Origin of the sequence: Catalinimonas alkaloidigena, from assembly GCF_900100765.1 — a bacterium.
GTDB classification, from domain to species: Bacteria; Bacteroidota; Bacteroidia; order Cytophagales; family Flexibacteraceae; genus Mooreia; species Mooreia alkaloidigena.
In genome coordinates this window covers 151,276-165,094 of record NZ_FNFO01000002.1, presented here as the reverse complement: position 1 = coordinate 165,094, position 13,819 = coordinate 151,276, and the positions used below count along the sequence as shown (strand labels likewise).

The window sequence follows — 13,819 nt, the reverse complement described above, 5'->3', positions numbered from 1 at the left end:
TCTTAATGTGTAGTATTGACGCAATAAATACATCCTTCCCTCCCACCCTCCATGCGTCTACGCTCCCTTCTCTTGCTTCCCCTCTTTTTGTTCACTCCCGCGCTGATCGCACAGTCAGCGATGCAGCTCGATTCGCTTCTGTTCGGCGTGGCCTACTACGACGAGTACATGCCCTACGACCGGCTGGACCAAGACATTCGGATGATGAAGGAGGCGGGCATCAACGTAGTGCGCATTGCCGAATCGACGTGGAGCACGGTGGAGCCGCAGGAAGGGCAGTTTGACTTCACGCACATCGACCGGGTGCTGGACGCCATGCACGCGGCGGGCATTCGCGTGATTGTCGGTACCCCGACCTACGCCGTCCCGACGTGGCTGGTGAAGAAATACCCCGACGTGCTGGCCGTTACGGCACGCGGGCAAAACCAGTACGGGCCGCGTCAGAACATGGACATCTCCAACCCGCACTTCCGGCACCACGCCGAACAGGTGATCCGGGCGATGCTGGAACACGTCAAAGACCATCCGGCCCTCATCGGCTATCAGGTGGATAACGAGACGAAGCACTACGGCACCGCCGGACCACAAGTGCAGGCGCAGTTTGTCCAGTACATGCAGCAGAAGTTTCCGTCGCTCGACAGCCTGAATCGCGCCTACGGACTTGACTACTGGAGCAACCGCATCAACACGTGGGAAGATTTTCCGTCGACGGTCGGCACGATCAACGCTTCCCTCAGTTCGGAGTTTTCCCGATTTCAGCGGAAGCTGGTGACCGACTACCTCGCGTGGCAAACGGCGATTGTCGACGAATACAAGAAACCGGACCAGTTCGTTACCCACAACTTCGACTTTGAGTGGCGCGGTTACTCGTACGGCATCCAGCCCGACGTCGACCACTTTGCGGCGTCGCGAGCGCTCGACATTGCCGGGGTGGACATCTACCACCCGACGCAGGATCACCTGACGGGCGCGGAAATTGCGTTCGGCGGCGACGTGACCCGCTCCATGAAGAACGGGGCGTCGTACCTGGTGCTGGAAACCGAAGCGCAGGGCTTTCCGCAGTGGGTGCCTTACCCCGGTTAGTTGCGGCAACAGGCATTCAGCCACCTCGCGTCCGGCGCGAGCATGCTGGAGTACTGGCACTGGCACTCGATTCACAACTCGGCCGAGACGTACTGGAAAGGGTTGCTGAGCCACGATTTCCAGCCCAATCCGACGTACGAAGAAGCCAAGACCATCGGGCGGGAGTTCCGGCGGTTGAGCCCACGCCTGATCAACCTCAAGAAGTCGAATCAGGTCGCCATCCTGTTCAGCAACGAGGCCCTGACGGCCTTCAACGCGTTTAGTTTCGGGTGGGGCGCCCGGGAGAACTACAACGACGTGCTCCGGCCGATCTACGACGCACTCTACCGCCTGAACGTTCCGGTCGACTTTGTGGACCCCACCAGTGCCCACCTGGAGCAGTACCAGCTATTGGTCGTCCCGGCGCTCTACGCCGCACCCGATACGCTGCTGGAGCGCCTCAACCGGTTTGTGCAAAACGGCGGTCACGTCGTCTACACATTCAAAAGCGGCTTTTCAGACGAACACGTCAAGGTGCGGGCTTCGCAACAACCCGGTATCATCCACGAAGCCTGCGGCGTAGGCTACAGCCAGTTCGTCATCCCGGAGAGCGTCACACTGAAAGACGATCCCTACGGCGTCGCGAAAGAAAACCAGGAGGTCAAGTACTGGATGGAACTGCTGACGCCCACCACCGCGCAGGTGCTGGCGCACTACGACCACCCCGTCTGGGGCAAATACGCCGCCGTCACGCGCAATGCCTACGGCAAAGGCACGGCGACCTATGTGGGCTTTATGCCGGGCCAGACACTCCTGCAGAAAATCATGGAAGAGGCGGTGAAAAACGCCGGGCTGTGGGGCACCGACCAGGCGCTTCGGTTCCCGCTGATTACCCGCTCGGGCGTCAATGCACAGGGTAAGCGCATCCATTATTACTTCAACTATTCCGCTGAGGAACAAACGCTTCGCTACCCGCACGGCACCGGCACGGAGTTGCTGGCCGATCAGCGCATTGCCAAAAACGCAACGCTAACACTACCCGCGTGGGGCGTCAAGATCGTAGAGGAAAAGTAACCGACGCGTTACTCAATTCGGAGGTCGTACTTGGCGAGGAGTCCCGCCACGCCGTGCTGCGAGAAGCGGGCTTTCCGCAAATCGTTTTCTTCCGGGTCGATCCGGTAATTGAATGCCGTCAGAAAGTCCGCCCCTTTGAGGGACGTTCGCTCAAAAACCGCACCGGCCAGGTCGGAATTCTCAAACCGGGCTTTGTCCAGCGTCGTCTTCGCAAATGCTACGTTTTTGAGTGACGTATTGAGAAAAGGCGTCTTCGCCATCTTCTTCCCTTCGAACGAGGCATAATCCAGCTGGCAGTTCTCAAACCGCACTTCGAACAACAGGTCGGCACACTGGCTAAAATCCACGCCGGTCAGTTTGCAATCGCGGAACGTAACGTCCTGCAAGGTCGCCTGCGTCAGTTTCGCCATCGCCAGGTTGCATCCGACAAATTCGCATTCGAGGAAGCGGCACCCCGACAGGTTTCCCTCCGCCCATTCGCACGATTGAAACCTACACTGCTCGAATTCGTGGTGCCGCAGGTCGTTGCCTGCCAAACTGAATTTGTCGAAGGTCTGGTTGTCGTGATAAGTCGTCTCCATGTATTGGGTTTCCGGCGTCAAGTCTGGCCAAAAAGCAAGATTGTTTCGTGGTTGGCTCTTCAGTTTTGCGGCCGATTAATCAGTTTATCCTTTTTCCGTAGGCTTATACCGTTCCTTCAGTAGCAAAAAATACTTCACAAGCCGAGGCTTCGATTCAAAGCGCTTCCACTCCGACCATGTCTTTTTGAATCTGGCAGGCACTGCATAAGCGGACTGCCCACCTAATTCGCTCAGTACCCACAAGAGCGCATTGGAAAAATTACGTGAGATCGAATTCGAAATGAATTTCGATTTTGTCCTGATACACCCAATACGCGATCTCGCCCAGCTCCCTGGAAGTAAACGTCCCTCGGCACTCGTAAAGAGTCCTGTGGTATTCAGACCTAAGCTCTTTCATCGAGGCAATAAAAGCCTCGTGATTTTTAATCGTCTCTTCCGTCGGTGGCTCGTTCGTTGCAGAAAGGAGAAGGCCCGTTTTTTCAAAAAACTTCTTCTGAATAGCAACCAATTCAGGCAACCTGTCTTTCTCAAACCGCATTGTTGCCCCGGCAATTCCACCCATTTCGTTCAGTCGTTGTCGTCTTTACCCCTGAGTTCTGATCTCTACTACCTGAAGCGAGTGCGAAACCAGAGTGTGCTTCTACGAACGAACGCATTTTCCTCTGGGCATCGGCCGTTAGATCCGTCGGTTCCGTACGCCTGCCGTTTCCCGTTACTTCACCGAGGGCGCACTGACTTCCTGGAGGTTGGAGCCGTCGGCAGTGGTAACGTTGTACATTGCCAGCTTGCGACCCATTTTTTCCTCGTAGACTGTTGCCAACCGCGCAAACAACGCCTCGACGGCTTCCTCGCGCACCAGATTGATCGTGCAGCCGCCGAAGCCGCCGCCCATCATCCGTGCGCCGATCACCGCTGCGTCTTGCTTGACCAGTTCCACGAGCAGGTCCAGTTCCGGGCAGCTCACCTCGTAATCGTATTGCAGGCCGGCGTGGGTCTCGAACATGCGGGTGCCGAACGAGGCCAGATCGCCCCGCTGCAGGTCGTCGGTAGCGGCCAACGTGCGGGCAATTTCCTCCACCACGTACTTGCACCGCTTGTAGACGACCGGATCGAGCTCGCCCCGGTGCGCCTCCAGCAACGACAGCGACACGTCGCGCAGGCTTTTGATGGAAGGATCGTACTGTTGCAGGTGCGCCACGCCCGCTTCGCACTCCTGCCGCCGGAGGTTGTATTCCGTCCCGGCCAGCGAGTGTTTCACGCCCGTATCGAACAGCACAATGCGCAACCCTTCGGTGTGGAGCGGGAAGTACTGGTAGTCGAGCGAACGGCAGTCGAGGCGGATCACCTGATTTTCGCGGCCCATCAGGCTGGCGAACATGTCCATGATGCCGCACTGCACCCCGATGAACTGATTTTCGGAACGTTGCGCCAGCAGCGCCAGCGCCGGGCGGTCGTAATCCAACTCGTTCAGGTCCGTCAGCGCATAGGCCACCACACTTTCGAGCGCCGCCGACGAAGACAGCCCCGCCCCGACCGGCAGGTTCCCACCGATGACGCAATGGAACGGCGCGATGGTGTGACCACCCTTCTGAAACTGGTCGATCACGCCCAACACGTAATTGGCCCACTCTTGCGGCAGGGGCGCAATGCGGGTCAGGTCGGGCGTCACCTCCTCGTTGAAATCGAGGGAGATCCACCGTCCCGGCTCACCCGCAGTGGGCAGAATGGCGAGGTAAATGCCTTTGTCGATGGCCGCGGGCAGCACAAAGCCGTCGTTGTAATCGGTGTGCTCGCCGATCAGATTGACGCGGCCGGGCGAAAAGTAGAGGTGCGGTTCGGTAGCGAAGGTGTTCTGAAAATGGTCGTAGACGCGTTGCGCGGTATCGTTCATGAAACGGGGAATTTAACGTGATTCAACCGAAAATTGATAAAGCGTCACCGTGTGGTAGGTGTCACCGGGCTGCAAGATAGTCGATGGAAAGTTGGGTTGGTTCGGTGAGTCCGGAAAGTGCTGGGTTTCCAGGCAAAAGCCCGCGTGTTTCCTGTAGGGCCTGCCGTCTTTTCCGGTAAACGAACCGTCCAGAAAGTTGCCGGAATAAAACTGCACGCCGGGCTGATCGGTCGACACCTCCAATACCCGCCCGCTTTGCGGATCAATCGCGCGGGCCATGCGACGCAGCTGTCTCACGGCGTGGTTCAGCACGTACGTGTGGTCGTAGCCGCCTTCCACCTGCCCGATGCGCACTCCGATCGGATGCGGACTCCGGAAGTCCATCGGTGTCCCGGCAACAGAAGGCAGCGCACCGGTCGGGATTTGCGTGGCGTCGACCGCCACGAAGCGATCGGCGTCGATCAGGAGCGTATGGTTCAACACATCCGGCGCCTTTCCGGCCGTCAGGTTAAAATAACTGTGGTTCGTGAGGTTGACGGGCGTAGCCTTGTCGGTCTGTGCCCAGTATTCCATCTTCAGGGCATTGTCGGGCGTCAGCGTGTAGACCACCGTTACCTGCAACGTGCCGGGATACCCCTCTTCCCCATCGGGACTGGTGTACGTGAGCTTCAGCACCTGGTCGGCCACTTCTTCAGCCTGCCACACAACTTTGTCGAAGCCTTGAGTGCCGCCGTGCAGGTGGTTCGGACCGTTGTTGACCGCCAGCGTGTAGGTCTGTCCGTTCAGGGTGAAGGTGCCGCGGGCGATGCGGTTGCCGTACCGGCCGATGATCGCCCCGAAGTAGGGCACGTTGTCTTGCAGGTAGCCGTCCAGCCGGTCGAAACCCAGGACCACATCGCCCAGACGGCCGTCGCGGTCCGGCGTCAGAAGGGACGTCACGATGCCGCCGTAGTTGGTGATGCTCACCCGCACGCCGTTAGCGTTGGTGAGGGTGTACAGATCGATGGGCATGCCGCCGGGCAGCGTGCCGAAAAAAGTTTTAGTCATAGATCGGACCGAGGGCCGATTGCCGTGCGGGGCGCCCTCCGGTGGGTTTGAAAGTAGCACATGAAACCAAGCTCAACAATAACGAAAGTCGCGGAAGTAGCACAGCTTGCGGCCACATTCGGGAGGGTTTCGCCCTTACTTGAGCCAGACCGGCTGGGTGAACGCTCCGTTTACGGCGGCATCCCATACCTCGACGCGCACCCACGTCCGGTTTTTCAGGTTCGGCGTGAACTGAAACCGTCGGTGCCCGAAGGCTTCAGTATCGGTCAGCGAGATGGTTTCGCGGTAGACGTTTTCGCCATCGCCGGAAATAATTTCCAGGAACTGCAACGGATAGGTCCAGTCGACCTCCAGCGTCAGCGTCGCCCGGCCCCGTGCGTCCAGCGACGCGGTTTCGCCCGCGCCCACGCCGTTCACGGTGAAGGTGGGCAGGAGCACTTCGCCGGTCGAGACGAAGAATTTCCCCCGCTCCATCGCGTCCAGCACCGGCTGCCATCCTTCTTCGAAGGCCGGTAACTGGTCGAGTTGCAGGTAGTTGACGTTCAGGTGGCCGTAGAGTTCGTAGCTGGGTTCGATGCGAAACAGGTCGGCCTCGGCAATGACGTATTTGTGCAGGCCCCAGTTCGCCATGTCGTCCATCAGGTCCAGTACCCGTCGCCCCAGCCGCGGCTGTGACAGGTCGGCAGGCATTGCTTTCCAGGCCGCGCCCAGAAAACGGTCCGACGCGTAGAACGGCTTGTCTTTGTAGCCGTCGGGAAAGCCGGTGGAACCTTTGATACGGGCGTGCGCCGTCCAGGCCAGTCCGCGTTCCGCTTCCAGCAGACGCAGCATCTCCTCGGCGGTTTTAATCCGGTAGACCTTCCCGTAGGGCGGCAGCTCTTCCACGAACGGCTGGCCTTCGGCACGGTCCATCAACCAGTAGACGGGTTTGGGAAAGAGGTTCATCCAGTGCCCTCCAAAAAAGTTGTTGGGCTCTTCGCCGGGCAGCAGCAGAAAATTCCCGTCCGACAGGCGGGCGCACTCGGCAAACTCGGTTTGCAGTTCGGGCCACCGTTTGGCTTCCGGCCCCCGCGGACTGCCCGGCCCGTGAAACTCCCCGAGGTGGACGATGTTGACGCCCGTCCGGCGGAAGGTCTCTACAAAGCCGGGCATGTCGGGCAGCGGTTTGTGGGTCAGCACGTCGTCGCTATGTTCCTGATGAAAGTGGCTCGACATGGTGTAATAGCCGGGCAGCGGTCGGTAGGTATCGTCGTGCGTGAAGGCCTTCACCGCGTCCAGCGCTTTGCCGTCTTTTTCCGTACTCAGCAGGCAGAAGAAATTGAGCCGTTGTGCCGTGCCGGGCGGCGCGTTGAACCAGGGCACCCAGCGGCGGTCGCCCAGCGGGTCGTGGCGGATGCCGAGGCCGTAGCCCGGCGTCATCTCCCGGTAGTCGGTGCCGAACCAGGTGTGTTTTAGGTTGTAACAGTTGTCGAGGGGGTAGAAATACTGGTGCGGCGGCGGAAACACGGCCACGCTGCCCGACGCACTCTGCCCGATGATGGTCCGGTACTTCACCGCCTTTTCCTGTGCAGCCTCTCCGGCGGCCACCCGGTGGGAACGGATCAGGTCGTCGGGATCGGCCCAGGCGATTTTTTCCCACGGTTGCGCCGTGCCCACCAGTCCGGCGTCGTAGAGAATCGCCAGCGAATCCTGTGGGGTCGAGAGCACCGCCGCCAGGTTCAGCAACGGACTGCCGTTGTAGAGGGTGATTTCGTACGCGCCCGAAAACGGCCCGGCGCTGGCCCCCGCCACCTGCACCTTCGTCCGTGTGCCGTCGGTCGTGACCTCCACGCCCTGCTTGTCGAGCGTCACCGGATACGTCTGCGACGGGCGGTAAGCCGTTTCGTCAAAAAAGATGTCCCACCCGCCCCGCTTGGTGAGGTCGCGTTGCCCGACCGTCAGCAGAAAAACGGGATCGAGCGCCGTGGCGATGGCCTTGTTGCCGAGCGACAGGCGTTCCAGTAGTGGCTCCCCTTTCGCCAGGTTCACGACCAGTTCGCCTTGTTGGCTTGCTCCCGCCGGCCAGCGGAGCGTGAGTTGTTCGCCCTGCGTCTGGGCCTGTACGCCGCTTTTGCGATCTATGCCGGATAAATCGACGGGGAGTTGGGCGCGGGCGGTCAGGTGAAGGAAGCAAAGTGCGGTACTGAGAAAAGCGATAAATTTCATGAGAGGTGGATGGGAGTAGGATTCGTTACCGGTTGGAGGGTTTGGGAAGTGGGTGGTCGGTATCCACGGGCTCGTCGAAATGGGGCGTGCCGTCCGCGTGCCACCCAAACGGCTGCATCCGCACGTTCCGCTCCCGGCATTCGCCGTTGGCAGTGGCTTTGGCGTGGTAGACAATCCAGTCTTCCGTGCCATCCGGCGAAGTCGTGAAGCAGTTGTGGCCCGGGCCGTAAACGTTGTTTTTTGCGGACGTGCCGAACACCGGCCGCACCGAACGGGTCCAGGCGGCGGGGTCCATCAGGTCGCTGTCGCCCGAGGCGGTCAGCAACCCCAGCGCGTAGTTATCGTCCCAACAAGCGCTCGCGGAATAGACGATGCACACCTTGCCGTTGCGTCCGACCAGGAACTCCGGCCCTTCCAGGATTTCACGCTCCCCGAATTTTTCCCATTCGTACAGCGGTTGGGCCAGTTCGACCTGAGGGCCGGTCAGGGTCCACGGGTTTTCCATGCGCGCGAGATACAACCGGCTCTGCGGACCGACGTAGGCGGAATACAGAAAATAGAGTTGCCCCTTCCAGGTGAAGACCGAACCGTCGAGACCGGCGTACGTCGTGTTCACCCGGCCCCGGTCCACCCAGGTGCCGGTCTGCGGATCGGCCGACGCATTTTCCAGCACGAAGACGTAGCGCGTGGCATCGCCCGGATTCGCTGCGTCGGTTGCGGTGTAGTAGAGGTACCATTTCCCGTACAGGAAGTGTAGTTCCGGAGCCCAGATCGCTTCCGAGTTGGGGCCAGACTGCGGCGGTTTCCAGACCGTCACCGGCGTGGCCTGCGCCAGTTGCGTCAGGTCCTTCGTTTTCCAGATCGCCAGGCGATTGCCGAGGGTTTGCGTGTAGTAATAGGTTCCGTCTTTCAGGAACACCCACGGATCGGCTCCGTTGTCCAGCAGCGGATTGGTGAACGTTGTCTGCGCAAACCCCGAGCCGCACAGGAACAGCGTCTGCAGTAACGGCAGGAGGATGAATCGCCACGGGCGGTACGGAAACTTAGAGTGTCTGATCAGAGAAGCCAGGTAAGGAAGCATAAAAAGAGGCGTCGATTAGGTTATGGAACGTGCAGCGGGCCGATCTGCGCGTAGACGCGGCAGTTCTTGTTGGCCAGTTGAATCAACTCCGTGCCGTTGGCGCGCAGCAGGAGTTGGGTGCTGTAATTCGTGCAGGGATGCGTGCCGTCGTTCGGCGTTTGCATCGGCGTGGGCCGCTCCTCCCAGGGGCCGCGGCCGTTGGTCCCGTTCACAAAAAATGCTGTCCCGTTGTCGGAGGCGTCTTGTCCGGTCGCTACTTCGCGCAGCACCTGCCCCACCACCACCAGCAATCCGTTCGGAGAACCGTCGGGCATCCACGTGACAGTCGGCGCGTGAGCAAAGTAACGTCCTTCGCCCGACTCGATGCGCGTGCCGGGATCGCTCGGCTCACCCCAGGCAGTGCCGTCGGATGAAAAGCGGATGAATGCATCGCAATGCGAAGAGCCGCAGATTTCGTAGACCATCGCGTAAGTATCATTGGGCAGGCGCGTCACGGTGGGCATCCCCGGCCGCTGCACCCCGCCCCCGATCGCCACGTCGATCGTTTCTTCGCCCCAGGTGGCCCCGCCGTCGGTCGAGACTTTGTGCGCCAGCAGTTGATTGAAGCCCTCCGCTTTATGCTCTTCCGAGGCGTAATACATCACCAGGCGGCCTTTTGCGTCGATGGCAAATTCGGCTTCCCACAGACCAGTCGTGCCGGTGACGGGCGAGGCAAACGCCTGCCAGGTGCGACCCTGGTCGGTACTTCGGTAGATCTTGAGTGCCCGCGCGGCGGGGGCTTTTCCGTTGTGGGCGGATACGGTCCAGAACAGGGTACCAGCGGTGGTATTGCCCAGCGTGTAGGGCACTTCGTACAGTTCGCTGCAACAGGTGTGTCGGTACTGCGCCTCGGGCACGGAGGCCAGGGGCTGCCAGGTGAGACCGTCGTCCCGGCTCTCGAAAAAGTGACCCACGCCGATGCCGTCGAAGCTGGCGATCAGGCGGCCGTTGGCAGCGCCGTTGGCGTGGAGGCGAATCAGGCGCGGATAGAAGGAATCGTCCGACCGCAAGGGCGTCTCCTGCGCCCGGGCAAGCCAGACGCCGCACAGCCAGAAAAACAGAATGCCGATTCGCATGCCGGGGAAACGTGGTGGATGACGGGACGCCCACCGCGGCGCCCTCTACCCTTCTACACACAGCCGGTGGGGATTTGTGACACGCCCCGAAAAGATTTTCGGAAAAAAGCGGTTCACCGCAGCAGGCGCTTCTGCACGGCGTAGGCTTCGGCGGGATTGCGTTCCAGCAACTGCCGACGGTCGGCCGAACGGAAGCCCTGTTGGGTCAGCAACGGCAACAGTCTGTCAAAAATGGCGGTATAAGGCCGAAATTCGCCGCCGTCGGGTTCGCCAGGCCGGTACCATCCGGCGTCGTGCGACAACAACACGCGATGCAGTACCCCCGCTTTTTTCAGCACCGCCAGTCGCGCGACGTAGTCCGCCACGTTGTCGTCGGCCACGCCATCCAGGCTTACCCACGCACCCTGCCGGGCCGCCGCGACGTGTTGCGCACCGTCGGGTTCGTTCTGCGCGTGGGTCCAGACAAAGGCACTTGGGTCCACGCCCTCTTCCCGCAAAATCGTCAGTTGCTGAAAGGCCGGTTCACCCGGTCCGGTATGCGAAACAATGGTCAGACCCGTCTGCCGGTGCGTGCGCGCCGCCGCCCGGATCAGCTTCTCGTGCAGAGGCGACAGCGGCCCCGGCGAGACGCTCGTCTTCAGGAAACCCGGTCGGATGCCCGTCGCCTCGATGCCCCGCTCCCACTCGCCAATCCAGCGTGCTGCCAGTTGGTCGGCCGACTCGGTAAAGGCGTGAGGCGGCAGGTACTTATTGTCGGAGGCGCCGTAGTAGCCCGTGTTGGTCAGGAGGTGGAGGCCGCTCCGCTCGGCCAATTCCCGCAGCAACCGCGGATCACGCCCCAAGTAGGCGGGGGTACATTCGAGTAGGGTTCGGCATCCCCGCGCTTTCAGTTCCTCCAGGTACGGCAGCACCTTCGTCACCACGGCGGCCCGGTCCCACCGCTCGTAGCCGGTTTGCGTCGCCCCGATGAAATCCACCAGTACGTGCTCGTGAATCAGCGTGGTGCCCAGTTCTTTCGGAGGGATCGGTCCGGTCACGGTCATCACCTGCGCCGCTTCCGGCACTGTCGCCCACAGTACGGGGGCACAGGCCACACCCAGCAGGGTCAGCGAGGAAGTGCGTAAAAAATCGCGGCGGGTAAACCGCTCAGATCGAGAATTCATGAGCAGACCAAAAGCGTGGGACTTACTTGTCACAAAATAAATTCAACTTAAAATCGATACGTTTTAGTTAATGCTACTCTTCACTACTTTCCCCCCAAATAGATTTTTCAATAACGAAGCTATCATTGTACACCTCACCGTTCAGGTCACACTCGTAGTGATAATACCCAATGCGTTGAAGACCACGGAGCCATATACCATCAGGATCAGTAACATACATCATAATCACCGTCCGAATAATGGGCTGCTCCGTTAGGTACCACTCGAAAATTAAGTATTGCATATCCTTCTTCAGGATTAATTCATGCGATTTATAGCCGCCAAAATCATCTTTTTCGTTAGCCAACTGCTTGATGATTTGTTGACAACTCTTTATCGCCCGCTCTTCAAGCTCAAACATTTCCGATTGCTCTCGAATGAGCGCTATCATTTCTTCCAGTTTCATCTTCTGCCTCTCTAATTTGCTCTTTACTTATTGTTCAAACGAGAACTCCAGAGCGGCGCGGTCCCAGTTCCCGGTGCGGGCGGCCGCTTCGTAGGTGGATTGCAGGAATTGGAGCAACGCCTCTTCCGGATCGTCGGCCAACCGAACGGCGTCGTAGGGCAAAAGAAACTCGCCCATCTCCTGACTAAAAAAAGCGGCTTCAGGAGCGACCGGTTGTTCGCCGAACGTCGGCGGGGTCGGGTAACAGTACGAGTAAAACGCGGGCTGCGGAAACGCGGGGCTCCCGGCCCAGAAGCCTGCGCTCGACACCTCGTGCGAGTAGGCCTCCTGCATCACGTCGAGTGGCATGTTGGGCGCGCCACCTGGATGTTTCGGCGCTTCGCGACCGGAAAAGCGGGTGACGGCCAGGTCGAACCCACCCCAGAAGAAATGAACCGGACTGCACTTCCCCGCGAACCGCGCCCGAAAACGCGTGAACACCGGCTGCATGCGGACCAGCGCCTGCCAGAATGCCTGCATCTGCTCCGGCGCGTAGGGACGCGGCTGGTCGTCCTGCGCAAACGGAACGGCGGGGTCCACTTCGTTCGGACAGGCATAAATGTCGACCGGGAGGTGCAGGCGCGCCATGCGTTCGCACAGCTCCGCGTAGAAGCTGGCGACGGTACAGGGCCGCAAATCCATCGCCTCGGAGGCGCCCTGGCTGGTACGGATCGCCAGGCGATGGTCGATAAAGTCGAATTCCAGTTCGAACAGCCCGTCGGCGTACGGGATGCTGCCGGTGGTCAGGCCGCGGGGCGAGACGTAGAGCGTCACGTGCCACGAATGGTTGATCCAGGGCATCTGCACGAGGCGGATTTTTCCGACGATTTGCGTCCAGAGTTGCACGGCGGCCAGGGTTTCCTGCAGACGTTCGTAGTGAAGCTCCGGCCAGGGGTGAGAAGAAAAAGTCATAGTTAATAGAGGAGATAAGAAGATCGAACGGAAAAAGTAGGCAAATTCTTTCGCTTCTGTATAGATCGGGACGCCGCTCGCAGAGTGACCGCAGGAAGAAGGCGAAGTCTAACGAGAGCACAGTGAGAATTTGTCAACCGAACTGAAAGTACCAGCAGATGTACTGATTACCTTTATCACGCGAAGCGCTCATGTCCATTGAAAAAAGCCGAAAGTGAAGCACAACAAATAGGAACCGAGATGACTAGAATTGAAGACTTTTGGAGGGTTGACGACTTAATCAAAGAAAGGTACGGCACAAAGTGGTACAACCATGTGGACTATTGCGGCCTGATTCCCGTCAGGCCTTTACAAAACCTAAACTACTTCTGCACGCCCAGGAACTCGATCACGTTCGCTACCACCGGTGGTGATGGCGTCCACTTCGGATTGATGACCGAGGACAATGCAGAAGTCAGCGACGGTCCCGTCGTGATGACAGTACCTATGGCCCCAAAAAACAATGTGATAGTGGCGGAAACCTTTGCAGAATTCTTATCACTGGGCTACCACGTGGGGTGGTCTGCTCTGGAAGAATTGGTTTACGACGAGGAGGAGGCAATTGCCTATTTTTCAAAACCTGATCCTGAACTCGATCAAGAGGAACAACGATTTTTAACCATCATCCGAGAGGAATTGAAGATAGAACTCCAACCCCTCTCAACCAATCGATTAGCCGAATTGCATAACCGGTACTTTCACCGGTTGGTGATCGACGAATTCAAAGGAATCGATTATGCTCTGCTAACCCCTGAACAAAGAAAGCTGGTTGAAGACTTTTTGAACGAAGAGCCAGAGAAAGACACACGCTAACTATGGCAAGCATCAACCACCGCCGAAGCCAAGTCTGACACTGAAAACGGCGGCTAACGCCCATCACTTCACTTTTCATCCTGGTGGAGTCACTCCCCGCTGGGAACAAGGCAATACCGTCCCGCGCTTCGTTTTTGAACACAACGACCCGACTTTCAAACACTTTTCAGTGGGTAGACTCTCCCAACTTTGCTCTGTCAACTTAAAACAAAGTCAATGGACGTTACCTTTTGTTTGACGCAGCATTATCCTCCCGTCGGCTGTCGCGGGGCAGGGCCATCAAGGCGGTGAGGGAATCGGTGCAAGCGCACGAGAAGGAAGAAGCGGGGCGCAACGAATGTCAATGGCAGCG

The 13,819-nt window shown here is 59.0% G+C and carries 12 protein-coding genes and 1 pseudogene; 3 read left to right on the top strand and 10 right to left on the bottom strand.

Annotation, left to right across the window (positions count from 1 at the left end; all coding sequences use genetic code 11):
- Positions 1-51: 51 nt before the first annotated feature.
- Together BLR44_RS29115 and BLR44_RS29110 are read left to right on the top strand one after the other, a co-directional pair.
- Positions 52-1,905 (top strand): annotated as a pseudogene (locus BLR44_RS29115) (beta-galactosidase); the annotation flags it as partial.
- Positions 1,888-2,136, top strand: coding sequence for a Beta-galactosidase C-terminal domain (locus BLR44_RS29110; RefSeq protein WP_245705997.1), 249 nt, complete (start codon positions 1,888-1,890; stop codon positions 2,134-2,136). The pseudogene BLR44_RS29115 and the gene BLR44_RS29110, both read left to right, overlap by 18 nt.
- A gap of 8 nt (positions 2,137-2,144) precedes the next feature.
- Here the strand turns inward: BLR44_RS29110 and BLR44_RS04140 are convergent, their stop codons facing one another.
- From BLR44_RS04140 to BLR44_RS04095, 10 genes are all read right to left on the bottom strand, one after another.
- On the bottom strand, positions 2,145-2,717 hold the full coding sequence (locus BLR44_RS04140) for a pentapeptide repeat-containing protein (protein WP_089680716.1): 573 nt from the start codon (positions 2,715-2,717) through the stop codon (positions 2,145-2,147).
- A gap of 259 nt (positions 2,718-2,976) precedes the next feature.
- Complete coding sequence (locus tag BLR44_RS04135; protein WP_089679581.1) at positions 2,977-3,279, bottom strand: hypothetical protein; 303 nt, start codon at positions 3,277-3,279, stop codon at positions 2,977-2,979.
- Between the two features lie 150 nt (positions 3,280-3,429).
- Complete coding sequence (gene galK / locus BLR44_RS04130; protein ID WP_089679579.1) at positions 3,430-4,608, bottom strand: galactokinase; 1,179 nt, start codon at positions 4,606-4,608, stop codon at positions 3,430-3,432.
- 12 nt (positions 4,609-4,620) lie between these two features.
- Positions 4,621-5,655 carry an aldose epimerase family protein gene (locus BLR44_RS04125; protein ID WP_089679577.1) on the bottom strand — a complete coding sequence of 345 codons (1,035 nt, stop codon included), beginning with the start codon at positions 5,653-5,655 and terminating at the stop codon, positions 4,621-4,623.
- Between the two features lie 135 nt (positions 5,656-5,790).
- Positions 5,791-7,860: a CehA/McbA family metallohydrolase domain-containing protein gene (locus BLR44_RS04120; protein WP_089679574.1), complete on the bottom strand. Its 2,070-nt coding sequence runs from the start codon at positions 7,858-7,860 to the stop codon at positions 5,791-5,793.
- 25 nt (positions 7,861-7,885) lie between these two features.
- Positions 7,886-8,941, bottom strand: a complete 1,056-nt coding sequence (locus BLR44_RS04115; protein WP_089679571.1) for a glycoside hydrolase family 43 protein — start codon at positions 8,939-8,941, stop codon at positions 7,886-7,888.
- 20 nt (positions 8,942-8,961) lie between these two features.
- Positions 8,962-10,056, bottom strand: a complete 1,095-nt coding sequence (locus BLR44_RS04110; protein ID WP_089679568.1) for a sialidase family protein — start codon at positions 10,054-10,056, stop codon at positions 8,962-8,964.
- Positions 10,057-10,169: 113 nt separating this feature from the next.
- Positions 10,170-11,219, bottom strand: coding sequence for a phosphotriesterase family protein (locus BLR44_RS04105; protein WP_089679565.1), 1,050 nt, complete (start codon positions 11,217-11,219; stop codon positions 10,170-10,172).
- A 73-nt stretch (positions 11,220-11,292) separates the two neighbouring features.
- Positions 11,293-11,664: a hypothetical protein gene (locus tag BLR44_RS04100; RefSeq protein ID WP_089679562.1), complete on the bottom strand. Its 372-nt coding sequence runs from the start codon at positions 11,662-11,664 to the stop codon at positions 11,293-11,295.
- A 27-nt stretch (positions 11,665-11,691) separates the two neighbouring features.
- A complete protein-coding gene (locus tag BLR44_RS04095; protein WP_089679560.1) occupies positions 11,692-12,615 on the bottom strand; it encodes a DUF5996 family protein in 924 nt (307 codons plus the stop codon).
- A gap of 198 nt (positions 12,616-12,813) precedes the next feature.
- On the opposite strand from BLR44_RS04095, the gene BLR44_RS04090 reads away from it, so the two are divergent.
- On the top strand, positions 12,814-13,467 hold the full coding sequence (locus BLR44_RS04090; RefSeq protein WP_143017101.1) for a hypothetical protein: 654 nt from the start codon (positions 12,814-12,816) through the stop codon (positions 13,465-13,467).
- Positions 13,468-13,819: the final 352 nt, after the last annotated feature.

What these genes read in the sequence shown, in the direction of transcription:
- BLR44_RS04100 (WP_089679562.1), bottom strand. Translation starts at nt 11,664, where the DNA reads ATGAAACTGGAAGAAATGATAGCGCTCATTCGAGAGCAATCGGAAATG.
- BLR44_RS04125 (WP_089679577.1), bottom strand. Translation starts at nt 5,655, where the DNA reads ATGACTAAAACTTTTTTCGGCACGCTGCCCGGCGGCATGCCCATCGAT.
- BLR44_RS04105 (WP_089679565.1), bottom strand. Translation starts at nt 11,219, where the DNA reads ATGAATTCTCGATCTGAGCGGTTTACCCGCCGCGATTTTTTACGCACT.
- BLR44_RS04095 (WP_089679560.1), bottom strand. Translation starts at nt 12,615, where the DNA reads ATGACTTTTTCTTCTCACCCCTGGCCGGAGCTTCACTACGAACGTCTG.
- BLR44_RS04140 (WP_089680716.1), bottom strand. Translation starts at nt 2,717, where the DNA reads ATGGAGACGACTTATCACGACAACCAGACCTTCGACAAATTCAGTTTG.
- BLR44_RS04115 (WP_089679571.1), bottom strand. Translation starts at nt 8,941, where the DNA reads ATGCTTCCTTACCTGGCTTCTCTGATCAGACACTCTAAGTTTCCGTAC.
- BLR44_RS04135 (WP_089679581.1), bottom strand. Translation starts at nt 3,279, where the DNA reads ATGGGTGGAATTGCCGGGGCAACAATGCGGTTTGAGAAAGACAGGTTG.
- galK (WP_089679579.1), bottom strand. Translation starts at nt 4,608, where the DNA reads ATGAACGATACCGCGCAACGCGTCTACGACCATTTTCAGAACACCTTC.
- BLR44_RS04110 (WP_089679568.1), bottom strand. Translation starts at nt 10,056, where the DNA reads ATGCGAATCGGCATTCTGTTTTTCTGGCTGTGCGGCGTCTGGCTTGCC.
- BLR44_RS04120 (WP_089679574.1), bottom strand. Translation starts at nt 7,860, where the DNA reads ATGAAATTTATCGCTTTTCTCAGTACCGCACTTTGCTTCCTTCACCTG.
- BLR44_RS29110 (WP_245705997.1), top strand. Translation starts at nt 1,888, where the DNA reads ATGGAAGAGGCGGTGAAAAACGCCGGGCTGTGGGGCACCGACCAGGCG.